General features: G+C 73.5%; 25 protein-coding genes. 18 read left to right on the forward strand and 7 right to left on the reverse strand.

The window, feature by feature from the left end; genetic code table 11:
• Window positions 1-37 precede the first annotated feature (37 nt).
• The gene (locus tag V2J52_RS00680; RefSeq protein ID WP_331225741.1) at window positions 38-592 is read right to left on the reverse strand and encodes an SRPBCC family protein; all 555 of its coding nucleotides are present in this window, start codon (window positions 590-592) and stop codon (window positions 38-40) included.
• A gap of 92 nt (window positions 593-684) precedes the next feature.
• Here V2J52_RS00680 and V2J52_RS00685 point away from each other — a divergent pair, with 92 nt between their 5' ends.
• A complete protein-coding gene (locus V2J52_RS00685) occupies window positions 685-1482 on the forward strand; it encodes a hypothetical protein (protein WP_331225742.1) in 798 nt (265 codons plus the stop codon).
• Between the two features lie 8 nt (window positions 1483-1490).
• Here V2J52_RS00685 and V2J52_RS00690 read toward each other — a convergent pair whose 3' ends face one another.
• Window positions 1491-1646: a hypothetical protein gene (locus tag V2J52_RS00690; protein WP_331225743.1), complete on the reverse strand. Its 156-nt coding sequence runs from the start codon at window positions 1644-1646 to the stop codon at window positions 1491-1493.
• A 342-nt stretch (window positions 1647-1988) separates the two neighbouring features.
• Between V2J52_RS00690 and V2J52_RS00695 the strand changes: the two genes are divergently transcribed.
• Window positions 1989-3314, forward strand: coding sequence for a YihY/virulence factor BrkB family protein (locus V2J52_RS00695; protein ID WP_331225744.1), 1326 nt, complete (start codon window positions 1989-1991; stop codon window positions 3312-3314).
• Here the strand turns inward: V2J52_RS00695 and V2J52_RS00700 are convergent.
• On the reverse strand, window positions 3294-4205 hold the full coding sequence (locus V2J52_RS00700; protein ID WP_331225745.1) for a PAC2 family protein: 912 nt from the start codon (window positions 4203-4205) through the stop codon (window positions 3294-3296). The genes V2J52_RS00695 and V2J52_RS00700 overlap by 21 nt on opposite strands.
• Before the next feature lie 69 nt (window positions 4206-4274).
• Between V2J52_RS00700 and V2J52_RS00705 the strand changes: the two genes are divergently transcribed.
• Complete coding sequence (locus V2J52_RS00705) at window positions 4275-4997, forward strand: HAD family hydrolase (protein WP_331225746.1); 723 nt, start codon at window positions 4275-4277, stop codon at window positions 4995-4997.
• A gap of 5 nt (window positions 4998-5002) precedes the next feature.
• A complete protein-coding gene (locus V2J52_RS00710) occupies window positions 5003-5374 on the forward strand; it encodes a GntR family transcriptional regulator (protein ID WP_331225747.1) in 372 nt (123 codons plus the stop codon).
• A gap of 43 nt (window positions 5375-5417) precedes the next feature.
• On the opposite strand, the gene V2J52_RS00715 is transcribed toward V2J52_RS00710, so the two are convergent.
• Window positions 5418-6311 carry a RecB family exonuclease gene (locus V2J52_RS00715; protein ID WP_331225748.1) on the reverse strand — a complete coding sequence of 298 codons (894 nt, stop codon included), beginning with the start codon at window positions 6309-6311 and terminating at the stop codon, window positions 5418-5420.
• An 87-nt stretch (window positions 6312-6398) separates the two neighbouring features.
• Between V2J52_RS00715 and V2J52_RS00720 the strand changes: the two genes are divergently transcribed.
• The 6 genes from V2J52_RS00720 (at window position 6399) to dop (ending at window position 12828) form a co-directional block, all read left to right on the forward strand.
• Window positions 6399-7535 (forward strand): site-2 protease family protein, encoded by a 1137-nt coding sequence (locus V2J52_RS00720; protein WP_331225749.1) that lies wholly within the window; start codon window positions 6399-6401, stop codon window positions 7533-7535.
• A gap of 1 nt (window position 7536) precedes the next feature.
• A complete protein-coding gene (locus V2J52_RS00725; RefSeq protein WP_331225750.1) occupies window positions 7537-7983 on the forward strand; it encodes an MmcQ/YjbR family DNA-binding protein in 447 nt (148 codons plus the stop codon).
• Window positions 7984-8028: 45 nt separating this feature from the next.
• Window positions 8029-8310 carry a DUF2277 domain-containing protein gene (locus V2J52_RS00730; protein ID WP_331225751.1) on the forward strand — a complete coding sequence of 94 codons (282 nt, stop codon included), beginning with the start codon at window positions 8029-8031 and terminating at the stop codon, window positions 8308-8310.
• Between the two features lie 76 nt (window positions 8311-8386).
• A complete protein-coding gene (locus V2J52_RS00735) occupies window positions 8387-9481 on the forward strand; it encodes a tRNA (adenine-N1)-methyltransferase (RefSeq protein ID WP_331225752.1) in 1095 nt (364 codons plus the stop codon).
• A gap of 52 nt (window positions 9482-9533) precedes the next feature.
• Window positions 9534-11228, forward strand: a complete 1695-nt coding sequence (gene arc / locus V2J52_RS00740; protein WP_331226469.1) for a proteasome ATPase — start codon at window positions 9534-9536, stop codon at window positions 11226-11228.
• A 13-nt stretch (window positions 11229-11241) separates the two neighbouring features.
• Entirely contained in the window at window positions 11242-12828 is a 1587-nt protein-coding gene (dop, locus tag V2J52_RS00745; protein ID WP_331225753.1) for a depupylase/deamidase Dop, read from the forward strand.
• A 172-nt stretch (window positions 12829-13000) separates the two neighbouring features.
• Here the strand turns inward: dop and V2J52_RS00750 are convergent, their stop codons facing one another.
• A complete protein-coding gene (locus V2J52_RS00750) occupies window positions 13001-13513 on the reverse strand; it encodes an RES family NAD+ phosphorylase (protein WP_331225754.1) in 513 nt (170 codons plus the stop codon).
• Window positions 13514-13608: 95 nt separating this feature from the next.
• Between V2J52_RS00750 and V2J52_RS00755 the strand changes: the two genes are divergently transcribed.
• The 3 genes from V2J52_RS00755 to V2J52_RS00765 are packed head-to-tail and all read left to right on the forward strand — an operon-like array spanning window position 13609 to window position 16134.
• Window positions 13609-13803 (forward strand): ubiquitin-like protein Pup, encoded by a 195-nt coding sequence (locus tag V2J52_RS00755; RefSeq protein WP_331225755.1) that lies wholly within the window; start codon window positions 13609-13611, stop codon window positions 13801-13803.
• Window positions 13800-15197, forward strand: coding sequence for a Pup--protein ligase (gene pafA, locus V2J52_RS00760; protein WP_331225756.1), 1398 nt, complete (start codon window positions 13800-13802; stop codon window positions 15195-15197). The genes V2J52_RS00755 and pafA overlap by 4 nt, the downstream gene beginning before the upstream one ends.
• Before the next feature lies 1 nt (window position 15198).
• Window positions 15199-16134, forward strand: a complete 936-nt coding sequence (locus V2J52_RS00765) for an FKBP-type peptidyl-prolyl cis-trans isomerase (protein ID WP_331225757.1) — start codon at window positions 15199-15201, stop codon at window positions 16132-16134.
• A 13-nt stretch (window positions 16135-16147) separates the two neighbouring features.
• On the opposite strand, the gene V2J52_RS00770 is transcribed toward V2J52_RS00765, so the two are convergent.
• Window positions 16148-16798, reverse strand: a complete 651-nt coding sequence (locus V2J52_RS00770; RefSeq protein ID WP_331225758.1) for a TIGR03085 family metal-binding protein — start codon at window positions 16796-16798, stop codon at window positions 16148-16150.
• Window positions 16799-16858: 60 nt separating this feature from the next.
• On the opposite strand from V2J52_RS00770, the gene V2J52_RS00775 reads away from it, so the two are divergent.
• Window positions 16859-17467, forward strand: a complete 609-nt coding sequence (locus V2J52_RS00775; RefSeq protein ID WP_331225759.1) for a hypothetical protein — start codon at window positions 16859-16861, stop codon at window positions 17465-17467.
• 168 nt (window positions 17468-17635) lie between these two features.
• Here the strand turns inward: V2J52_RS00775 and hisF are convergent, their stop codons facing one another.
• Window positions 17636-18406, reverse strand: coding sequence for an imidazole glycerol phosphate synthase subunit HisF (gene hisF / locus V2J52_RS00780; protein ID WP_331225760.1), 771 nt, complete (start codon window positions 18404-18406; stop codon window positions 17636-17638).
• Window positions 18407-18507: 101 nt separating this feature from the next.
• On the opposite strand from hisF, the gene V2J52_RS00785 reads away from it, so the two are divergent.
• The 4 genes from V2J52_RS00785 to V2J52_RS00800 all read left to right on the forward strand — a co-directional run bounded on the left by V2J52_RS00785 (window position 18508) and on the right by V2J52_RS00800 (window position 23830).
• The gene (locus tag V2J52_RS00785; RefSeq protein ID WP_331225761.1) at window positions 18508-19491 is read left to right on the forward strand and encodes an aldo/keto reductase; all 984 of its coding nucleotides are present in this window, start codon (window positions 18508-18510) and stop codon (window positions 19489-19491) included.
• A gap of 32 nt (window positions 19492-19523) precedes the next feature.
• Window positions 19524-20060, forward strand: coding sequence for a nucleoside/nucleotide kinase family protein (locus V2J52_RS00790; protein ID WP_331225762.1), 537 nt, complete (start codon window positions 19524-19526; stop codon window positions 20058-20060).
• Between the two features lie 72 nt (window positions 20061-20132).
• A complete protein-coding gene (locus V2J52_RS00795; RefSeq protein ID WP_331225764.1) occupies window positions 20133-22034 on the forward strand; it encodes an ABC transporter ATP-binding protein in 1902 nt (633 codons plus the stop codon).
• A complete protein-coding gene (locus tag V2J52_RS00800; RefSeq protein ID WP_331225765.1) occupies window positions 22034-23830 on the forward strand; it encodes an ABC transporter ATP-binding protein in 1797 nt (598 codons plus the stop codon). The genes V2J52_RS00795 and V2J52_RS00800 overlap by 1 nt, the downstream gene beginning before the upstream one ends.
• Window positions 23831-23870: the final 40 nt, after the last annotated feature.

Genomic DNA, 23870 nt, shown 5'->3' on the forward strand with positions numbered 1-23870 from the left:
ACCTGACCTCGGCCGCGACCGGGGGTGCGCGCCGAGGTCAGGCGGTGCGTTCGGCGAGGTCGCGCAGGGTGTGGAGCTGCTTGCGCATCATGGGGAGGTCGCCCCAGGAGAGCAGACGCCGTCGCACCCGGTTGAGCGGGCCTCGGCCGGCGCCGAAGCGCAGCACGGCGACGAGGCGCGACCCGTCGCCCTCGGGCACCACCCGGTAGGTCACCCATACGTCACCGAACAGCGCGAACCGGCGACCGGGGCGGGTGCGCACGGTGACGTCGGTCCCCGGCGTCACGTCCTCGACCGCGAAGATGTACATCACCTTCTGCCCGGTGCGGAACGGACCCAGCTCCGGCATCGGCCGGCGGGGAGACCGGCGGCCCAGGTTGTCGATCCAGTCGTAGCTGTACGGTGCGACCCGCAGGTTCCCGAGCCACGTGTAGACCTCGTGCGCCGGCGCAGCGACCCGGACGGCCCGGACGAGGCGGTCGTCGTCGGGGCCGGCGAGGTCGTCGCAGGGGTAGGCGGCCATCACCTCCTCGCGGGTCGCACCCCACACCCATGGCATACCGGCCCGGCGGCCCTCGTTCTGTCCGTTCATCTCTGCGTAACCGATCTCGGAACAACTTTCTGTAAGGTCGCCGCGACCGACGGTGATCGTGAGCCGTCCGGCGACACGTACCAAGGGGGAACATGACGGCCGTAGTGGACACGGGTGCGGAGCCCATCGACGGAATCATGCCGCTCCTCGAGCAGGCCAGGAGCCTCGCCCAGGGGCTGGAACGAACCCTTCACCTCGTCGACGCGCCGCCCTTCGCGGCGGCGGACGTCGAGGCGATCGACACCCGTGGCCTGAAAGAGATCGCCGCGGCCCGGTCGACGATCGAGATGGTCGCCACGGCCCGGCTCGCCGGGACGGGGGCCACCCGGCCCATCGCCCGGGCGCTCTACGGCGCCGCGGCCCGTGGCGTGCGCGTGACGGTCCTGCTGGGCCCGCACGACCTCAGCGCGCCGGGGACGAGCACCTCGCTGCGCTGGTTCCGGGCGGCGGGCGCCAGGGTACGTATCGCGATGCACGCGCCCCCGCTCACCCTGCTCGTCATCGACCGGAGCCTGGCACTCGTGCGCCCGGTCGACCCGGCCGAGGCCGGGCTCGTCATCACCGGGGCCCCGGCCGTCCCGGCGCTCGCCCACCTCGCGCTGGCCTACTGGGTGCGCAGCACCGTGCCGCCGCAGGAGCGGTCGCCCGACGGTGACCTGGCGAAGTTCACCGCGCACGATCGCCACCGGCTCCTCGGCTTGCTCGTGTCCGGCGTCAAGGACGAGGCGGCGGCCCGGGAGGTGGGGGTGTCGCTGCGGACCTATCGCCGCCACGTCCGCCAGCTGAGGGACGAGCTCGGCGCGCGGTCCAGGTTCGAAGCAGGTTTCCTCGCCGGTGAGCGGGGCTGGTACACGTCCTCGCCTGCGGCCTTGGCGGTCGCGCGCCGCTAGCGAGGAGTTCACTCGTGCTCCGGCAGGGAGCCGAGGAACGTCAGCAGGGCGGCCCGGTAGCCCTCCGGCGACCTCTTCACGGTGTCGAGGTGGCTGCCCGGCAGCATGACGGCCGTGGCGTTGGCGTACATGTCGGCTAGTGCCCGGCCCTCGCCCGGGGGCACGATGGGATCCTCGCTGCCGTTGATGAAACAGCATGGGGGTGGTGCTCAGCCCGCCGAGCCCAAGCTCGATCTCGAGGATGTGGCTCACGAGGTCCAAGATGTCGTCCCGGACCTCGTCGATGGTAACTGTCATGGCTGTCCTGCCCTTCGGAAGTGGTGATGTCGGCGGGGGCCCGGTAGGCGGGCGTTCCCGACGGGAAGTCTTCCGGCCGTGGGCCAGGGGTCAACGGTGACGACCAGAAGGTGCAACGTGTGCGGCGCCGAGCCCACCGGCTTGCAGCAACCGGTCACGCCCGCCATGGCATCCTGGGTGGTGAGGATGGCGACGCGGAGGGAGCAGCGGTGCTCGTTGTCGGCGTCGTCATCATCGGCGTCTGCGCCGCGATCCTGCTGCGGCGGTGGGCACCGACCCGGGACGGGCTGAGCACCGCCTCGTCGACGATCCTCGCGGTCGGCGGCGCCGTCGTCGTCGGGTCGGTCGTCATGGCGTCCCTCACCGACCCGTGGCGGCCGTGGGCCACCCTGCTGGCAGCCACCGTCGCCGCCGTCGGCCTCCCGCTCGGCGGCGCGTGGGTCAACCGGCACGCCATCGACCGCCTGCGGGGCCGACGGCGGAGCTCCGGGCCCGGGATCGTCGCCCGGCTCGAGAACTGGGCAGAGTCACGGCCGGCCGGCTGGGCCGGCGGGCCGGTCGCCGTCGTCGTGCGCTCGTGGCACCGGGCGACAGCCGTCCGGGTGACCGGCCTGGCCGCCGAGATGACGTACTACGGCCTCATCTCCCTCGTGCCGCTCCTCACGGCGCTGGGCTCGAGCCTCGGCTACCTCGGCCGGATCGTCGGGGCGGAGCAGGTCGACCGGATCGAGGAGGTCCTCGTCGACGCTGTCTCCCAGGTGTTCGCCGAGCAGGTCGCTGCCGACGTGCTCGCCCCGCTCATCGAGGGGCTGCTGCGGCAGCAGCGTGCCGGGTTCGCGATCGGCAGCGTGCTCATCGCGCTGTGGCTCGCGAGCAGGATGTTCCGAGCAGCGATCCGCGCCCTCGACGACGCCTACCGCGTCCCGGAGCGGCGCAGCCTCGTCGGGCAGTACGTGCTCGGCCTGGCGCTGGCCGTCGGGGCCGTCGTCACGCTCGTCGTCATCCTCACGCTGGTGGTCGTCGGACCGCTGCTCGGTGACGGCCAGGAGCTCGCGGCGAGGCTCGGCCTGGGGGCCGTGTTCGAGTTCGCGTGGTCCGTCCTGCGGTGGCCGACCGTCGGCGTCGTCACCGGGGCCTATCTCACGTTGCTCTACCGCTACGGGCCCAACGTCAGCACCACGTGGGTCCGGTGCTTGCCCGGTGCTGTGCTCGGCACCCTCGGTCTGGTCCTCGTGGCAGCAGGGTTCAGCGTCTACCTCAGCCTGGCCGGGCTGAGCGCGCCTGACGTGGGCGGGATGCAGACCGCCGCGGTGACCGGGGCGGCACAGGCGATCGGGATGGTCCTCGCCGGCGTCCTGTGGCTGTGGCTGAGCAGCATCGCGCTCCTGCTCGGCGGCGTCCTCAACGCCGAGCTCGATACGTCGGTCCGCCGGCCGGCGGACCGACCGAGCGCCGACGAGGAGACGGTCGAGCGGCGCGAGGAGCCGGCCGGCTCGGGGGAGCGGCCGGCTGGGCTACCAGCCGGCGGCGCCTGAGGTCGGCGGGCCGCCGCCCTTGTCCCGGCGGCGCAGGTACCGCTCGAACTCCTGCGCGATCGCCTCGCCGGTGGCCTCCGGCAGGTCGGCGGTGTCCTTGGCCTCCTCGAGCTGGCGCACGTACTCGCCGATCTCCGGGTCCTGCTCGGCGAGCTCGTCGACGCCGGCCTGCCAGGCACGGGCGTCCTCGACGAGGTCGCCGAGCGGCAGCGGCTCGCCGACGAGCTCCTCGAGCGCGGTGAGCAGCGCCAGGGTGGCCTTGGGTGACGGCGGGGACGCGACGTAGTGCGGTACCGCGGCCCACAGCGACAGCGCGTGCAGACCGCGGCCCTGCGCCAGCTGGGCCAGCACGCTGACGATGCCCGCCGGGCCCTCGTACTCCGAGCCCTCGACGTCGAGCACCGCCTGCACCCGCGGGTCGTCGCTGGTGACCTGGCTGGGGATGGGGCGGGTGTGCGGGACGTCGGCGAGCAGCGCGCCGATCGACACCACGGTGCGCACGTCCCAGCCGTCGGCGACGTCGAGGATCTCCTCGCAGTAGTCGAGCCACCGGAACGACGGCTCCAGGCCCTGGACGATGAGGACCGTGCGACCGGCGACCGGGGTCGTGGCCACCGAGACCGACGTCGTCGGCCACTTGAGGATCCGGGTGCCGTCCTCGTCACGCACGCTCAGCGGGCGGTTGACCTGGAAGTCGTGGAACTTCTGCGGGTCGAGCTCGTGGAGGCTCTTGGCGTCCCACGCGTCGGCGATCATCTCCAGCGCGTGGCTCGCCGACGAGCCGGCGTCGTTCCACCCCTCGAACGCGGCGAGGAGGATGGCGGGCGTGGGGTCGTCGAAGCTGCTGCTGTCCGACGTGCCGGCCGGTTCGTCCTCGTGCGGTTCAGTCATGACCTCAGCCTATGCGCCGTGTCGAACCGCCTGGGCCGGTGCCCGCTGCCTCGGCTTAGACTCGGGACGATGCCTACGATCCCCGCCGCCGCGACCATCCCGCCCGAGTCCGCCGCCACCCCGCTGCCGCAAGCCGTGCTGTGGGACATGGACGGCACCCTCGTCGACACCGAGCCCTACTGGATCGGCTCGGAGATCGCGCTCGCCGAGGAGCACGGCGGTTCGTGGAGCCACGAGCAGGCGCTGCGGCTCGTGGGGCACTCCATCACGACGTCGGCGAGGATCCTGCGCGACGAGGCCGGCGTCCAAGGCACCGACGACGAGATCGCGACGACCCTCGTCGGACGCGTCGCCGATCGGGTGCGCACCGACGGGCCGCCGTGGCGACCGGGGGCCCGTGAGCTGCTCGACGCGCTGCGGGAGGCCGGCGTGCCCTGCGCGCTGGTGACGATGTCCTACACCGAGCTGGCCGCCGCCGTGCTCGACACGCTGCCCGCCGGGACCTTCGCCGCCGTCGTCACCGGCGACGAGGTCGTGCAGGGCAAGCCGCACCCCGAGCCGTACCTCACGGCCGCGGCACGGCTCGGCGTCGACATCACCGCCTGCGTCGCCATCGAGGACTCGCCCCCGGGTGTCGCGTCGGCCGAGGCCGCCGGCGCCGCGACGATCGCGGTGCCACTGATGATCGACATCCCGGCTGCGCCCGGGCGCAGCCTGCTGCGCACCCTCGAGGGCGTCACCCTCGACGACCTGGCCACGATCGCCGCCGGGACTCCGCTGCAGCGGGGCTAGGCACCGTGACGACTCCCTTCACCGGCATCGACCCCGCGAGCCCGGCGCCGCCCTACGAGCAGCTGCGCGACCAGGTCGAGGCGATGGTGGCCGCGGGCGAGCTGCGGCCGGGGGACCGGCTGCCGACCGTGCGCCGGCTTGCCGGCGACCTCGGCATCGCGCCCGGGACCGTCGCGCGGGCCTACCGGGAGCTCGAGCAGCGCGGGCTGCTCGAGGGGCGCGGCCGGGCGGGCAGCTTCATCGCGGACGACGACGCCAACCGGGCCGCGCAGGCAGCCGCCCATGCCTACCTCGAGCGGGTGCGGGCGCTGGGGCTGTCCGGCGCGGAGGCGGTCTCCTACGTCCAGCGGCTCATCGGTGGTGCCGGGACCGCGTAGCCACCCGCCGAATGGCACCTGGTGGCCGGTGGTCGATGGCTGGCTACGCAGCTCCGGGGCCGGCGGCGAGCAGCCGGTCGAGGCCCTCCTGGGGCACCGGCGGCGGGGTGCCCTCGAAGGCCGGGCACAGCGACTGGAAGCTGCACCAGCCGCACAGCTTGGACGTGCGCGGCTGGAACCGGCCGGTGCTCGCGGCGCGGGTGATGGCCGCCCAGATCTGCTCGAGCTGGTCCTCGGTGGCGAGCAGCTCGTTCTCGGTGGGGTCCAGCGTCAGCACCTGGCTGTCGCCGAGGTAGACCAGCTGCAGCCGCCGGGGCGGGGTGCCGGTGAGCCGCCACAGCATGAGGCCGTAGAAGCGCATCTGGAACATCGCCTCCGACGCGTACTGCGGGCGCGGGGACTTGCCGGTCTTGTAGTCGACCACCCGCACGTCGCCGCTCGGGGCGACGTCGAGCCGGTCGACGAAGCCGCGCAGCAGGATCCCCGACGCGAGCTCCACCTCGACGAGCTTCTCCCGCTCGGCCGGCTCCAGCCGCTGCGGGTTCTCGATCTGGAAGTACCGCTCGACGAGCTCGCGGGCGCTGGTGAGCCAGTCGGCCAGCTCGCTCGGTGCCGCGAACATCTCCTCGATCTCCGGACGCTCGGCGCGCAGCTCCTCCCACGCCGGTGCGAGCAGCGCCGTCGCCGCACCCGCCTCACGCTCGGCAGCGGGCAGGTCGTAGAGCCGCTCGAGCACGGTGTGCACCAGCGTGCCGCGCGCCGCGGCGGGGCTCGGCGGCTCCGGCAGCCGGTCGACGGTGCGGAACCGGTAGAGCAGCGGGCACTGCATGAAGTCCTTCGCCCGGGACGGCGAGAGCGCCACCCGGCGCAGCGGGGCCGGCGGCAGCGGCTCCGGCGTCTCGGTCACCACGAGCGGTTCGATGCTGCTTGCTGACATGCCTCCACTGTAGGTCCGCCCACCGACACCCCTGACGGCACTCGCCGACCTGGGGGAAGCACCCGCCTGAGGACGTAAGGTGCAGGAATGGCACGCCTGGGTGAGCACACCCCCTCCGGCTGGGTGATCGGTCACATCCGGCGCACACCCGTGGTGTTCGCACCGTCATGGTTCCTGCTGGCCATCGTGCTCGGCGCCATCGTCGCCCCGACCATCACCCGCGTGGTGCCCGACGTCGGCGCGCTCACCACGATCCTTGCCGCGGCGAGCGTGCCACTCATGCTCCTGCTGAGCGTGCTCGCCCACGAGCTGTGCCACGGCATGGCGGGGCACGCCGTCGGCGCCCCGCCGCGCGAGTACGTCCTCACGCTGTGGGGCGGGCACACCCAGTTCGTCACCGACATGCGCACCCCCGGCGCCTCCGCGCTCGTCTCGGTGGCCGGGCCGGCGGCGAACGCGGTGCTCGCGCTCGGCGCCTGGCTGGTGCTCGGGCAGACCACCGAGCCGCTCGCGTTCGTGCTGTGGCAGATCGCGGCGCTGAGCAACGGCGTCGTCGCCGTCTTCAACCTGCTGCCCGGGCTGCCGCTCGACGGCGGGCGGGTGCTCGAGGCCGCGGTCTGGAAGCTCACCGGCAACCGTGACACGGGGACGCTCGCCGCCGGGTGGGGCGGGCGCGCCGTCGTCGTGCTCCTCGCCGTCGTCATGCTGGGGCTGCCGCTGCTGCGTGGCGGCCGTCCGACGATCATCAGCGCGCTGTGGGTGGTCGTGCTCGGCAGCTACCTGTGGGCGTCCTCCGGCCAGGCGGTCCGCCTGGTCCACGCCCGGCGCCGCGCGGCCGGCATCGAGCTGCGCGCGCTCGCCGAGCCGGCGGTCGCGATGCCCGACGCCGCACCCGTCGCCACCCTCGACGACCCGGCGCTCGCGGGACGTCGGGTGGTGCTGCTCGACGACGCCGGCCGGGTCAGCGGGCTCGTCGAGCCGTCGAGCGCCGGCCAGGTCCCGCCGGACGCCCGCGGAACGACGCCGCTGTCAGCCGTCGCCGTCGCGCTGCCGGCGACGAGCGTCGTCACCGTGCTCAGCGGCGCCGCCGCCGTCTCGGCCGCCGCGCACGCCGCCCGTTCCACACCGGTGGTGGTGCTCGCCGACGGCGCGGCGGGCGTCGTCGGCGTGCTCGCGATCGCGCGCCTCGAGCAGGCCCTCGCGGACCGCTCCCGGGGACGCTGACGTGGCCCACCCGCAGATGTTCGACGACGCCGACCCGTTCCTCGCCCGGCTGCGGCCGATCGTGCTGGGGTTCCCCGACGCCGTCGAGGTCGTCGCCCACGGCCGGCCGACCTTCCGGGTGACGAAGATGTTCGCCGTCTACGGCTCCTCGACCACCGGCGGTGCCCGGCAGCGGGTGGCGTACTCCCGCGGGCTGGTCGTGCTGCCCGACGAGGACGACCGCACCGCCCTCGAGCAGGACCCGCGGACCTTCGTGCCCGCCTACCTTGCGCCGGCCGGCTGGCTCGGCATCGACCTCGAGGCCGGCGGGGCCGGGCCCGCGGACGTCGACTGGCAGGAGGTCGCCGAGCTGCTCGACGCCTCCTACCGGCGCATCGCCGGGCCACGGCGGGTGGCGCGGCTCGAGGCCGAGGGCGGGCCGGCCGGGCGCGGCCCCGCCACCGGCTGACCGACGGGTCTTCCCACCGGCCGCGACCGGTGCCACGCTTGAAGCATGTGCCGCAACATCCGACCGCTCAACAACTTCGCGCCGCCGGCCACCCACGACGAGGTCCACGCCGCCGCCCTGCAATACGTGCGGAAGGTCGCCGGGACGACCAAGCCGTCGAAGGCGAACGCCGAGGCCTTCGACCGGGCGGTCGAGCAGGTGGCCGCCGCCACCGTCGAGCTGCTCGGCGCGCTCGTGACGACGGCGCCGCCCAAGGACCGCGAGGTCGAGGCCGAGAAGGCCAAGGAACGCAGCCGACGCCGCTTCGAGACCGAGCCCGCCGCCTGACGCCCACCGGCACCGACCCGCTGCGGTTCGGACCTCGCCGACGGGGCACCGTCCCGACAACCTAGACTCTCCGCTCGTGACCTCCGAACCCGAACAGCCCGCGACCGCCACCGACCTCCCGCTCGGCCCGGCCCGCCGCCGCGGCCCGCTGACCGTCGGTGAGCGTGTCCAGCTGACCGACCCCAAGGGCCGGATGCACACCATCACGCTGGACCCCGAGGCCACCTTCGGCACCCACCGCGGCTACCTGCGCCACGCCGACCTCATCGGCGGCCACGAGGGAGTGGTGGCGACCACCACCGGTGGCACCGACTTCCTCGTGCTGCGACCCCTGCTGGCCGACCACGTGCTGTCGATGCCGCGCGGCGCCGCCGTGGTCTACCCGAAGGACGCGGCGCAGATCGTCGCGATGGCCGACATCTTCCCCGGCGCCCGCGTCGTCGAGGCCGGCGTCGGCTCCGGGGCGCTGAGCATGTCGCTGCTCCAGGCGATCGGGCCGGAGGGCAGCCTGCTGTCGGTGGAGCGTCGCGCCGACTTCGCCGAGATCGCCGAGGCCAACGCCCGCGCCTGGTTCGGCGACGACCACCCGGCATGGCGCGTCGTCGTCGGGGACCTCGCCGACGTCATGGCCGAGCAGGTCGCCCCCGGCAGCGTCGACCGCGTCGTCCTCGACATGCTCGCCCCCTGGGAGAACCTCGAGGCCGCCGCCGAGGCGCTCGCCCCCGGCGGTGTGCTCATCGCCTACGTGGCCACGACCACCCAGATGTCCCGGTTCGTCGAGGACGCCAAGGAGTCCGAGCTGTTCACCGAGCCCCGTGCGTGGGAGACCATGCTGCGCGGCTGGCACCTCGAGGGGCTCGCGGTGCGCCCCGACCACCGGATGGTGGGCCACACCGGATTCCTCGTCACCACCCGCCGGATGGCGCCGGGCATCACGCCGCCGCTGCGCCGGCGCCGCCCGGCCAAGGGTGCCTACCCGGTCGAGGAGGACTGGGCCGAGGACCTCGGCGAGCTGCCGGTCTCGGCCAAGAAGCTGCGCCGGGTCCGCCGGGACCTCGTCCGCGCCGAGGACCTGCGCAGCGGCGGGGCGCCAGCCGCCGACGATGCGCCCGCCGCCGAGGACGAGGCCCAGGCACCCGCCGTCGTCGACGATGCGCCCGCCACCGACTGAGCCCAGCGCGCAGCGGCGGTCGGGCGTGACCTACCGTGGGACCGTGCCGAGCATGGAAGGGGCCGAGATGGCCGAGGCGGGGATGGACGCGTTCAGGCAGGAGCGGGTGCGCGAGCTCGAGCAGCAGGGCATCAGCCTGGCGACGAAGAACGAGCGGCTCGTGACGGCGCTGACCGCCGCGCGTGAGCAGCTCAATGCGCTCCAGGAGCAGCTCGCCGAGTACAGCCGCCCACCGGGCAGCTATGCCACCGTGCTCGGCGTCGACATCGCCGCCCGCGAGGCCGACATCGTCACCGCCGGCCGCAAGATGCGGGTGGCGGTCGCGCCCTCCGTGCCGCTCGGCGCGCTGCGGCCGGGTCAGCAGGTGCGGCTCAACGAGGCCTACGTCATCGTCCGCGCAAGCGCCTTCGAGGACGTCGGCGAGCTGGTCGCCGTCAAGGAGGCGATCGGTACCGACCGGGTGCTCGTCGTCGCCCGCGGCGACGACGAGCGCGTGCTTCGCCTCGCCGGCCCGCTGCTGACCGAACGGGTCCGGGTGGGCGACACCGTGCTCGCCGACCTGCGCTCCGGGTTCGCCCTCGAGCACATCGAGCGCGCCGAGGTCGAGGACCTCCTCCTCGAGGAGGTGCCCGACGTCGCCTACTCCGACATCGGTGGGCTCGGCGAGCAGATCGAGCAGATCCGCGACGCCGTCGAGCTGCCGTTCCGCCACCCCGAGCTGTACCGGGAGCACGGCCTCAAGCCGCCCAAGGGGGTGCTGCTCTACGGCCCGCCCGGCTGCGGCAAGACGCTCATCGCCAAGGCGGTCGCCACGTCGCTCGCCGGCGTGGCGGCCGAGGGCCGCGCCGACGACGGCACACCGGAGACGGTCGCCGCCGACGAGCACCGCGCCCGCAGCTACTTCCTCAACATCAAGGGCCCCGAGCTGCTCAACAAGTACGTGGGCGAGACCGAGCGGCAGATCCGGGTGATCTTCGCCCGTGCCCGCGAGAAGGCCTCGCTCGGCATCCCCGTCGTCGTGTTCTTCGACGAGATGGACTCGCTGTTCCGCACCCGGGGCACCGGGGTCTCCAGCGACGTCGAGACCACCGTCGTGCCGCAGCTGCTCGCCGAGATCGACGGCGTGGAGAAGCTCGAGAACGTCATCGTCATCGGCGCCTCCAACCGGGAGGACATGATCGACCCGGCGATCCTGCGCCCGGGCCGGCTGGACGTGAAGATCAAGATCGAGCGTCCCGACGTCGACGGCGCCGCGCAGATCTTCGGCAAGTACCTCACCGCCGACCTGCCGCTGCACCCGGCCGAGCTCGCCGTCCACGACGGCGACCGGGAGCGCACCGCCGCCGCGATGATCGACGCCGTCGTCCGGCGGCTCTACCGGGTCGACGCGACCAACCGCTTCCTCGAGGTCACCTACGCCAGCGGCGACAAGGAGGTGCTCTTCTTCAAGGACTTCGCCTCCGGCGCGATGATGGAGAACATCGTCGACCGGGCGAAGAAGTCGGCGATCAAGGCCTTCATCGCCACCGGTGAGCGCGGCCTGCGCACCGAGCATCTCATCGACGGCTGCGCCGCGGAGATGCGCGAGAACGAGGACCTGCCCTCGACCACGAACCCCGACGACTGGGCACGGGTGGCCGGCAAGAAGGGCGAGCGCATCGTGTTCATGCGCACCCTGGGCGGCAGCGGGGGCGACGAGGACGCGCACGAGCCGCCGCGGGCCATCGAGACCCGCGACTACCTGTGACGGGAGACGTCCGATGACCGTCCGGCGCATCATGGGCATCGAGACCGAGTACGGCGTGCTCGAGCCCGGCAACCCGATGGGCAACCCGATGGCGCTGTCGGCGGCCGTCGTCGCCGCCTACCGCGACGTCGTCGGGGCCGCGGCGACGGCGCGTTGGGACTACGAGGGGGAGGACCCGCTCGCCGATGCCCGAGGGTTCCGGCTGGACCGGGCCGCCGCGCACGAGAGCCAGCTGACCGACTCCCCGGCCGACCGGCTCGCCGCGCTGGGGCCGCTGCACCGCCGTCGCCCGGAGCCCGGCCCGGAACGGTCCCCGATCACGTCGGTGGTGCTGACCAACGGCGCACGGCTGTACGTCGACCACGCGCACCCGGAGTACTCCAGCCCGGAGGTCAGCGGGCCGCTGGACGTCGTGCGCTGGGACCGCGCCGGCGAGGAGATCATGCGCACCGCCGCCGCCGCGCTCGCCGCCGAGCCGGCGATGCCGGACGTCGCGCTGTACAAGAACAACGTCGACGGCAAGGGCCAGTCCTACGGCACGCACGAGAACTACCTGATGGACCGGGCGGTGCCGTTCGGCGACATCGTCCAGTACCTCACCCCGTTCCTCGTTACCCGACAGGTGTTCTGCGGCGCCGGCCGGGTCGGCATCGGGCCGCGGTCGGAGCATCCCGGCTTCCAGCTGTCCCAGCGCGCGGACTACATCGAGAACGACGTCGGCCTGGAGACCACCTTCAACCGGCCGATCATCAACACCCGCGACGAGCCGCACGCCGACGCCGAGCGGTACCGGCGGCTGCACATCATCGCCGGCGATGCCAACCTCCTCGAGGTGTCCACCTACCTCAAGGTGGCCACCACCTCCCTCGTGCTGTGGCTGCTGGAGCAGGAGGCGGTCCCGCTCGCGCTGGACGCCGTCGCGCTCGACGACGCCGTCGCCGAGAACCGGCTCGTCAGCCACGACACCACGCTCACCCACCGGCTCACCCTCGCCGACGGCCGGCAGCTGACGGCGCTGGAGATCCAGCGCTGCTACCTCGAGGTCATCCGGGACGCGCTGGAGGCCCGCGGCCAGACCGACGAGGAGACCCGCGACGTCCTCGACCGCTGGGAGTCCGTGCTCGACCGGCTCGGCCAGGACCCGGCGCTGTGCGCGGGCGAGGTCGAGTGGGTCGCCAAGCTCCGGGTGCTGGACGCGATGCGGCGCCGGGACAACATCGGCTGGGACGACCCGCGGCTCGCCGCCCTCGACCTGCAGTGGTCCGACGTGCGGCCAGAGCGCAGCATCTTCCAGCGGCTGGCGGGCGCCGGCGCGGTGGAACGCCTCGTCCCCGACGACGCCGTCGCCGATGCCGTCACCAGGCCCCCGACCGACACCCGGGCCTACTTCCGCGGTGAGGCCATCCGGCGTTACGGGGCAGGGGTGGCCGGGGCCGGCTGGGCATCGGTCGTGCTGGACGACCCCGCCGCCGAGCACCTCGTGCGGCTGCCACTCGTGGAGCCGCGGCGCGCGACCCACGAACGGGTCGGCGCCGCCCTCGACGCGAGCCCCGACGTCGCCACCCTCCTCGAGCAGCTCCGCCGCCACCCCACCCCCTAACCCCATCGCCCAGAGCGGGATTACCCGCGAGAGCGGGATTGTCCCCGACAGCGGGATTGTTGCCGAGAGCGGGATTGTCACCGACAGCCGGATTGTCCGCGAGAGCGGGATTGTCACCGACAGCCGGATTACCGCCGAGAGCGGGATTGTCTGCGAGAGCGGGATTGTCCGCCTACGCCGGCCGGGGGAGGACCACCGCGGCCCCCGGCGTGTTCCAGGCGAACAGCGTGAGGTGCCACAGCCCGGGCCGTTTGCGAGACGGGTCGATGAGGCCGTCCGCCCCGAGGCTCAGCAGCCGCTCGCGAACCTGCCAGGAGCGCGGCCGGCCACCTCGCGCGACGACCTCCTGCCAGGGCGCCGCGGCGTCTGCCGGGTCGACCCCGGCGCGGAACGCAGCGTCGGGGTCGCGCAGGTCGAGGATCCGCTCAGCCCGGACGTCGAAGCTCACCACCTCGAGGTCGAGGCTGCGGGCATCGTGGTGCGCGAGCATCGCGGCGGCCACCCCGTCGGGCGACGAGCTCAGGTAGAGCGTTGGCGCGCCCGGCGGGGAGTAGCGGCCGGCGCCGCGCGAGCCCATCAGGGCGGCATCGCGGAAGGCAGGATCGACGGCGCGGAAGAACTCACCCGCCACGCGGCTGAAGACGGCACCGGTGCGGTGGGCGAGTGGCTGCTCAGGATCGTGCACGCGTCAAGTATCGTCCGGGCCCCGAGTCGGGCCGCCGAATCGGGCCGCAGGCGGTCGGCGAACTAGAATCGAAGGACATCGCACAAGGAGGCAGCATGGCGCGTCAGGAACAGCAGCACAGGAGCGAGCGGGAGCCCGAGGACGTCAGTCCGCCGCCACCGCCCCCGACCGGCGCGGCAGCACAGGCGCAGCAGGCGGACCTCGACTCGCTGCTCGGTGAGATCGACTCCGTGCTCGAGACCAACGCCGAGTCCTTCGTCCGGGGGTTCGTCCAGAAGGGCGGCCAGTGACCCTCGCCCCCCGCATCTTCGGCCTCGAGACCGAGTACGGGATCACGATCGCCGGAGCGGGCCGCACCGACGGCGGCCCGCCGATCGGTGCTGACGAGGCCGCCCGCTACCTGTTCCGCAAGGTTGTGGAGTGGGGGCGCTCGTCGAACGTGTTCCTCGGCAACGGTGCCCGGCTGTACCTCGACGTCGGCTCCCACCCGGAGTACGCGACGGCCGAGTGCGACGACCTGCGTGACGTCGTCGTCCAGGACCGCGCAGGGGAAGCGATCCTCAACGACCTCGCCGAGGAGGCCACCGACCGGCTCGCCGCCGACGGGCTCGGCGGCCGCATCCACCTGCTGAAGAACAACGTCGACTCCGTGGGTAACTCCTTCGGCTGCCACGAGAACTACCTCATCCGGCGCCGCCGGGAGTTCCAGCGCACCGTCGACCAGCTCATCCCGTTCTTCGTCACCCGCCAGATCCTCACCGGCGCCGGTGGCGTGCGGACCGCGGCCGGCGGCAGCACCTACTGCTTCTCCCAGCGCTCGGAGCACCTGTGGGAGGCGATGAGCTCGGCGACCACGCGCTCCCGCCCGATCATCAACTCCAGGGACGAGCCCCACGGCGACCCCGAGCTCTACCGCCGCCTCCACGTCATCTCCGGGGACTCCTCGGTCGCCGAGACCACCACCCTGCTGAAGATGGGGATGACGGCGTTCGTCATCGACCTGCTGGAGTCCGGCGGCCGCCTCGACGACCTCCTGCTGAGCAACCCGATGCAGGCCATCCGCGACATCTCCCGTGACCTCACAGCCACCACCACTGTGGAGCTGGCCAACGGGCGACGCCGCAGCGCGCTGGAGCTGCAGGAGGAGTACCTCGAGCGGGTGCTGCAGCACACCGCCGGCATGCGGCTCGACGCCACCCAGCAGCAGGTCCTCGAGCTGTGGGAGCGCGGCCTGCGGGCGCTGCGATCCGGCGATCTGTCGCTCGTCGACCGGGAGCTGGACTGGGCGATCAAGCTGCGGCTCATCGACCGCTACCGGTCGGCGCGCCCGATGGCCCTTGACGACGTCCGCGTCTCCCGGCTCGTGCTGGCCTACCACGACATCTCCCCGGTGGACGGGCTGGCCGCCAAGCTCACCGCCCGCGGCCTCATGGCCCGGGTGGCCACCGACGAGGAGATCGAGCGCGCGCGGACCGTCCCGCCGCAGACCACCCGGGCCAAGCTGCGCGGCGACTTCGTCACCGCCGCGCAGGCCCGCCGCCGGGACCACACGGTGGACTGGGTGCACCTCAAGCTCAACGACTCCACCCAGAGCACCGTGCTGTGCAAGGACCCGTTCGCCAGCACCGACGGGCGCGTCGACGCCCTCATCGCCGCGATGGGCGACCCGGTCGGGGGAGGCTGACGTGCGCCGACTTCGACTCCTGCTCGCCCTGCTGCTGCTGAGCACCGGGCTGACCGCCTGCGCGGAAGAGACCGAGCCCGAGGAGCCGGCGCCGGCCATCACCGTCAGCGGTGCCTTCGGCCGGGTCCCGGTGGCGACCTTCGACGTCCCGCTGGCGATGGCCGAGACGGAGAGCGAGGCTCTCGTCGAGGGGGAGGGCCGCGAGCTCGTGGCGGACGGCCCGGCGCTGGTCGCGCTCACCGCCTACGACGGCGAGACCGGCGACCTCCTCGCCGACCGTGGTGCGGGCGAGGCACGGACGCTGCTGCTCAGCCCCGAGGAGGTCGGTGAGGACGTCTACCCGGTGCTGCTCGGCGCCCGGGAGGGCAGCCGGATCCTGCTCACCCAGCCGGTGACCGCGCAGGGCACCGACCGGATGCTCGTGCTCGTAATCGACGTGCTGTACACCAGTGCCCAGGGGGAGGAGCTCGAGCCCCGGGCCAGCTTCCCCGGCATCACCGTGACCGAGGACGACGGCGGCGTGCCGACGGTGGCGCTGCCGGACACAGACCCGCCGGACACCCTCGAGGTGGGCACGATCATCCGCGGCGATGGGCGCCAGGTGCGGCCCGAGCACGCGGTGACCATGCAGTACGTCGCCGTGGTGTGGCCGGGCGGGGAGGTCTACGACTCCACCTGGGCCGACGGACAGGTCCCCAGGACCGTCGAGCTCGCCGGCACCTTCGACGGGCTGCGGGACGGTCTCGTCGACCAGACCGTGGGCTCGCGGGTGATCGTCGTCGTGCCGCCGGCGCTCGGTACCGGCAGCCAGACGCTGGTGTTCGTCGTCGACATCCTCGCCGTGTCCGACCCCGCGCTCGAAGGGCAGGACGGCGCGCCGTCGGACGAGTCGACCGAGGAACCGACCGACGCGCCCAGCGAGGAACCGATCGACTGAACCGGCCCGCCGCTCAGCTCGCGGCGAGGAACTCCCGGAACGCGGCGACCTCGGCCGGCCGGCCGGTGAGCTCGACCTGGGCGTGCGGGGAGCGGCCGGTGACGAGCAGTGCCAACTCGAGCGGCGTGCCGGCGACGGCGACGCTGTCGGCGCCCCGGCGGGCGACCAGCCGGCGGCCGCCGGCGGTGTCGACGAGCACGACGCCGGTCGGGCTGCGGCGCAGCGCTAGGGTCGCGAAACCGCGCAGCTGCTCGAAGATGGCCTCCTGCATGGCGGCCGGGAGGCTGCGCGGCGGTGCCGGGGTGTCGGCCGCCCGCCGCAGGTCCTCGTGGTGCACGACGTACTCGATGAGGTTGGCACGGTCCTTGAGCAGCCGCACCGGGCGCAGCCCCGCGGCCTCTTCGAAGGTGTCGACGAGCGCGGCGTAACCGGCCGGCGTCGCGGCCCGGGCAGCGAGGGCCGACTGCCGCGGCTCCTCACCAGGTCGCGGCTTGCCGAGCTTGTCCAGCCCCTGACGCCAGGGCGCACGCTCCCGCAGCTCGACGTGCGCCAGGAGGTCGCGCGACCGCCAGCCCTCGCAGAGCGTTGGCGCGTCGGGTCCGACCTGGCGGAACGTGGCGGCGAGGGCGTGACGCTCGGCTTCGCTCCAGGGCACTGGGGGCACGGGTTCTCCTCGGCGTTGCGGTTGTCCGACCGGCAGTTGCGGCGGCGTAGGGTCCTGCCTATGCCAGATGCAACCGGGTCCGCAAGTGCTGAGGTCGGCGGCGGGACGGTGGGGGACTTCCAGGTCCAGCTCGCCGCGGCCGCCAGCGACCGGGCGGCCACGTGGGAGGCCGTCGCCGATGTCCTCGCGGTGCCGGACGCCGGCCGGACGGAGCGGCTGCGTGCCGGCGCGCACCCCGCCGCCTGGCTGCGGCACTGCCGCTGGCTCGGTGCCGACTCCGACATCCTCGCCGGCCCGGCGACGAGCCTCGAGGCGTACGCCCGCGCCTCGCGCCGCCGTGACGCGGGTGACGACCTCGCTGCGCTGACCGCCGACCACACCGCACTCGTCGGCCCTGCCGGCCCCAGCCTCGCGGTCTCCGCACTCGCCGTCGCCGACCTCTGCCGGGCCGAGGCCGCGGCCTGGTCTGCGGGCGACATGGCCGGTGGCAAGGCCGCGCGGGTGGACCAGCGCCAGATCATCGACGCCGAGATCGTGCCCGCGCTGGTACCGATCGCCGGCCGTCTGGCGACCGAGGCCGCCGCCCACGTGTGGCGCTCGCTGGGGCGCGCGCTGCTCGCCGTGCTGTCCGTGGAGACCGGCACCGACCACACCGACCTCAGCAGGTAGCAGCGGGCGGCGCGCCGTGGACAATCCAGCTCTCGGCGCAAAGGGGAGGGGGCTTGGCGCATGGCAGCGCCGCACGGATTGCTGTGGACAATCCCGCTCTCGGCGCAAGGGGGCCGTGGACAATCCCGCTCTCGGCGCAAGGGGGGAGGGCGCGAAAAGGGGTGGGGGTCAGCGGACCGGGATGCCGGCGGCGCGCATGTCGGCCTTGACGTCCTCGATGGTCAGCGTGCCGAAGTGGAACACCGAGGCGGCGAGCACGGCGTCCGCGCCGGCCTGGGCCGCCGCGGTGAAGTGGGCAGCGGCGCCGGCACCGCCGGAAGCGATGAGCGGCACGGTGAGCCGCGGCCGCACCGCACCGAGCATCTCGAGGTCGTAGCCGGAGGTCATGCCGTCGGCGTCGATCGAGTTGAGCAGCACCTCGCCGGCGCCGCGCTCGGCGGCCTCCACCGCCCACTCGACGGCGTCGATCCCGGTGCCCTGACGGCCGCCGTGGGTGGTGACCTCGTAGCCCGACGGCGTCGTCGTGCCCGCGGGGCACCGGCGCGCGTCGACCGACAGGACGACCACCTGGCGCCCGAACTGCTCGGCAATCTCCTCGAGCAGCTCCGGGCGGGCCACCGCCGCGGTGTTCACCCCGACCTTGTCCGCCCCGGCCCGCAGCAGCCGGTCGACATCATCAACCGACCGCACCCCGCCGCCGACGGTCAGCGGCACCGAGATCTCCTCGGCGGTGCGGGCGACGACGTCGAGCGTCGTGGCGCGTCCCTCCGTCGAGGCCGAGACGTCGAGGAAGGTGATCTCGTCCGCGCCGAGCGAGTCGTAGCGTCGCGCCAGCTCCACCGGGTCACCGGCGTCGCGCAGGTTCTCGAAACGCACGCCCTTGACGACGCGCCCACCGTCGACGTCGAGGCAGGGGATGACACGCACGGCCAGACTCATCAGCTCTCCAGGTCTTTCGTCGTCCTTCGCTCGGCCTGAGGATATCGGTCGAACTAGGGTGGCCGGGACGCAGGAGGTGCCTGCCACGCCGGAGGAGATCCATGAAGCAGCGAGTGCTGGGCCGCACCGGCCGCGAGGTGTCCGTCGTCGGGCTGGGGACCTGGCAGCTCGGCGCCGACTGGGGCGACGTGGACCCCGCCGACGCGCTCGGCGTCATCGACGCGGCCGTGCAGTCCGGCGTGACGTTCCTCGACACCGCCGACGTCTACGGCGACGGTGCCAGCGAGCAGCTCATCGGTCAGTACCTCGCCGCGCATCCCGGCCACGGCCTGACGGTGGCGACCAAGATGGGCCGCCGGGCCGAGCAGCGCCACGAGAGCTACACCCCGGAGAACTTCCGGGCCTGGGTCGACCGGTCGCGGCGCAACCTCGGCGTCGACACCCTCGACCTCGTCCAGCTGCACTGCCCGCCGTCGAGCGTGATCGCCGCCGACGCCACCTACGACGCGCTCGACGACCTCGTCGCCGACGGCGCCATCGCCGCCTACGGGGTGAGCGTCGAGACCTGCGCCCAGGCGCTGGACGCCATCGCCCGGCCGAACCTGGCGAGCGTGCAGATCATCCTCAACGCCTTCCGGCTGCGTCCGCTCGACGAGGTGCTGCCCGCCGCGGCCGCCGCCGGCGTGGGCATCATTGCCCGGGTGCCGCTGGCGTCGGGCCTGCTCAGCGGCCGGTACACCGAGCAGACCACCTTCGCCGCCAACGACCACCGCACCTTCAACCGCGACGGCAGCCACTTCGACGTCGGGGAGACCTTCGCCGGGGTCGACTTCGCCACCGGTGTGGCCGCCGCCCGCCAGCTCGCCGCCGCGGTGCCCGACGGCGTCACTCCCGCGCAGGCCGCGATCGCCTGGGTCGCCGCGCAGCCTGGCGTCAGCTCGGTCATCCCCGGTGCCCGCACCCGGCAGCAGGCCCGCGCCAACAGCGCCGCAGCCGGCCACCTCGACGTCGCCGCCGCGCTGGACCCGCACGTGCGCCAGACCTACGACGAGCACATCCGCGCAGCCGTCCACGGACGGTGGTGATCCGGGCCGACCGGTCAGGTAGCGTCGAGCGCGTGTCCGACATCGATCGCGTCCTCGACCTGCTGCCGGCGAGCGCAAGCCGGCCCTTCGTGCTCGGGATCGACGGCCGCTCCGGCGCCGGCAAGTCCGAGCTCGCCGCCGCCGTCGTCGAGCGCGTGCCCGGCGCCCAGCTGATCCACCTCGAGGACGCCTACCGCGGGTGGGACGGTCTGCGCGCCGGCCTCGAGACGGTCGCCGACGGCGTGCTCCGCCCGCTGCGCGAGAGCCGCGGCGGCAGCTTCCAGCGGTACGACTGGCACCGCGGCGAGCTCGGCGAGACCGAGGAGATCCCCGCGGCCGGCGTCGTCGTCGTCGAGGGCTGCGGCGCGGGGTCGGTGGTGCTCGCGCCATACATCGACGCGCTCGTGTGGCTGGACGCGCCGGAGGCGACCCGCCACCGGCGCGCGATGGACCGCGACAGCGACAACTGGATCGACCAGTGGTCCTCCTGGGCAGCCCAGGAGGACGAGATCCTCGCCGAGCACGACGCCCGCGCGGCGGCCGACCTCCTCCTCGACACCAGCGACTGACGCTCTTCCCCGCCGTCGTGAGACGATGATGGGCGGTCCAGGTGCCAGTCAGACAGCGAGGAGCAAGCCGTCGTGCCGCAGAGCAAGACCCGGGCACGGCCCTTCGAGCCCGGCCCCGGGCCGCGGCCCTACCGGCTGCCCGGCGGCACGCTGCGTCGCTCGCTCACCCTCATGGCCCGCGGCATCAAGGACTCCCGGCGGACGTCGACCCTCGCGATCCTCGTCTCCGCGCTCTACGGCCTGGGCACGGTTGCCTCCGGACTGCTGCTCGGAGAGGTCACCGACCGAGTGATCACTCCGGCCGTGGTCGGTGACGGCGTCCCCACCTCCCACATCTGGTTCGGCGGGCTCGCGCTGCTGCTCGTGTCCCTGCTCACCGCCGCCGCGGTCGCCGGCCGGCGGGTGTGGGCCGGCGCCGCCGTCTTCGAGATCCAGGCGGCCCACCGGCTGCGCGTCACCCGCCAGTACCTGCGGCTGCCGATGTCCTGGCACCGCCGCCACCCCGCCGGACGGCTGCTGTCCAACGCCAACGCCGACGCCGAGGCCGCCTCGGGCGTGTTCATGCCGCTGCCGTTCGCGATCGGCGTCATCGTCATGCTGCTCGTCGCTGGGACGGCGATGATCGCCTCGGACCCCGTCATGGGCCTCGTCGGCGTCACCGTCCTCCCGGTGGTGGTCATCGTCAACGCGGTCTTCCGCCGCCAGATGGCGCCCAAGGTGGCCGCCTCGCAGCGGCTGCGCGCGGCCGTCGCCGACGTCGCGCACGAGTCTTTCGAGGCCTCCCTGCTGGTGAAGTCGCTGGGCACCGAGAGCGTCGAGGAACGCCGGTTCGACGACGTCACCACCCGGCTGCAGGACGCGAACATCGCGATGGGCAAGGTCCGCTCGGTCTTCGACCCGATCATGGAGTTCCTGCCCACGGTGGCCACGCTCGCCGTCGTCGCCGTCGGCACCCACCAGATCAGCCAGGGCGACGCCGCCGCCGGCGACCTGGTGATGATCGCCTACCTGCTCACGCTGCTGACCTTCCCGGTGCGCGCGATCGGCTTCGTGCTCGCCGAGCTGCCCCGCTCGAGCGTCGGCCACGACCGGCTCGCCTACGTCGTCGACGCCACCGGCTCGATGCCCGCAGGGGACAGTGCCAATGGTGGCGAGGGTGGTCTCGACGTCCGGCTGACGGCCGTGACGCACGAGGTGCCCGCCCGGCTGGTACCGACCGCGGAGGACGCCGAGCCCGCCCCCGCCGGCCGGGCCACCGGCACCGTCGCGCTGCTGCGCGACGTGTCCCTGCACATCCCCGCGGGCACCACGTTCGCCGTCGTCGGCCCGACCGGCGCCGGTAAGTCCACGCTCACCTCCGTCGTCGCCCGGCTGGTCGACCCGACGAGCGGCCAGGTGCTGCTCGACGGCACCGACGTGCGCGAGCTCAGCCACGAGTCACGCACCGCGCAGGTCGCGCTCGTCAGCCAGTCGACCTTCGTCTTCGACGACACCGTCCGCGGCAATGTCACGCTCGATGACACCGGCCGGATCAGCGACGACGAGGTGTGGCAGGCGCTGCGCACCGCCCGCGCGGAGGACTTCATCCGTGCGCTGCCCGACGGCCTCGACACCCGGGTGGGGGAGCGCGGCGCCACCCTTTCCGGCGGGCAGCGGCAGCGGCTGGCGATCGCACGGGCGCTCGTGCGCCGGCCGCGCCTGCTCATCCTCGACGACGCCACCAGCGCGGTGGATCCCGTCGTCGAGCAGCAGATCCTTGCCGGGCTCGGGGCGACCACGGGCGGGGGCGGCGCGATCACCGTGCTCCTCGTCGCCTACCGGACGGCGACCATCGCGCTGGCCGACCAGGTCCTGCACCTCGACCGGGGCCGGGTCGTGGACGTCGGCGGCCACGCCGAGCTCATGGCGCGTGACCGCGGCTACGCCGAGCTCAGCACCAGCTACGCGCGCCGCGCCGCCGAACGGGAGGGCTGATGAGCTCGACGATCTCCTCCGCGAGCGAGCTCGGGGTCTTCGCCACCGTCCGGCGCGGCCTCCAGCTCTCCCCGGCGATGCTCCAGGGCATCGGGTGGACCCTGGTGCTCGCGGCCGTCGCCACCGGCGGACGCGTCGTCGTCCCGATCGTCATCCAGCAAGTGACCGACCGGGCGATCGTCGACGACGGCGGCGCCGGCCTCGGCGCGGTGCTGCCGATCGTGCTCGGCGCGCTCGGCGTCGTCGTGGTCGCCGGCATCGCCAGCTCGCTGGTCAACATCCGGCTGTTCCGCAGCAGCGAGCGCGGCCTCGCGCAGCTGCGCACCGCGACCTTCCGGCACGTCCACGACCTCGCCGAGCTCACCCAGGCCGCCGAGCGCCGCGGCTCGCTCGTCTCGCGGGTGACGAGCGACGTCGACACCGTCTCGCGCTTCGTCCAGTTCGGCGGGCTGCAGCTCATCCTCAACATCGGCCAGCTGCTCGCCGCGACCGTCGCGATGCTGTTCTACTCGCCGCTGCTCGCCGGGGTGGTGTGGCTGTCCTTCGCGCCGATGTTCCTCCTCGCGCCGCGCGCGCAGCGGGTGATCTCCCGCGCCTACGGCACGGTGCGGGTCAACGTCGGCACCATGCTCGGGGCGATCTCCGAGTCGATCGTCGGCGCGGAGACGATCCGGGCCTACGGCTCGGCACGGCGCACCCAGCAACGGATCGACGACGCCGTCAACGAGCACCGCCACGTCGCGATCCAGGCGCAGACCTTCACCGCGGTGGCGTTCTCCACCGGCATGGCGTTCTCCGGGGTCGCGCTCGGCGCCACCGTGGTCATCGGCACCTTCCTCGCCATGGACGGTGCGCTGACCATCGGGCAGCTGCTCGGCTTCCTCTTCCTCGTGCAGATGTTCACCGGCCCGGTGCAGAACGCCACCGAGACGCTCAACGAGCTGCAGAACGCGGTGGCCGGCTGGCGCCGGGTGATCGCCGTGCTCGAGACCCCGCTGGAGATCACCGACCCGCCGCACGCGGTCGAGCCGCGAACCACCCCCGCCGACGGCGTCTCCCGGGCGGCCGCCGTCGACTTCGCCGGGATCCGGTTCGCCTACCCCGGCGGGCCGGAGGTGCTGCACGGCATCGACCTGCACGTGCCGGCCGGTGCCTCGGTGGCGATCGTCGGCGAGACGGGCTCGGGCAAGACGACGCTCGGCAAGCTGCTCGCGCGGCTGATGGACCCCAGCGCCGGGCAGGTGCTGCTCGACGGCACCGACCTGCGCGACCTCCCGCTGGCCGAGCTGCGGCGGCGGGTCGTCCTCGTGCCGCAGGAGGGCTTCCTGTTCGACACCACCATCGCCGAGAACATCGCCTACGGCCGGGTGTCGCACGACCGTGCCGACGTCGACCGCGCGGTGCGCGAGCTCGGCCTCACCGACTGGGTGGCCACCCTGCCCGACGGCGTCGACACCCCGGTGGGGCAGCGCGGCGAGTCGCTGTCGGCGGGGGAGCGCCAGCTCGTCGCCATCGCCCGCGCCTACCTCGCCGACGCCGACGTCCTCCTCCTCGACGAGGCCACCTCCGCCGTCGACCCGGCCACTGAGGGGCGCATCGCCGACGCGCTGGCGCGGGTCGCGGCCGGCCGGACCTCGGTGGCGATCGCGCACCGGCTCTCCACCGCCGAGGCGGCGGACCTCGTCGTGGTGGTCGACGCCGGGCACGTCGTCGAGACCGGGTCGCACGACGAGCTCCTCGCGGGGGGCGGGGTGTACTCGCGGATGCACGCGAGCTGGGTGAGCCAGACCCACTGAGCGCCGCGTATCGCCTCGACGTCGTCGTAATTACGTAGTA

The organism is Georgenia sunbinii (genome assembly GCF_036421875.1).
GTDB lineage: Bacteria > Actinomycetota > Actinomycetes > Actinomycetales > Actinomycetaceae > Georgenia_B > Georgenia_B sunbinii.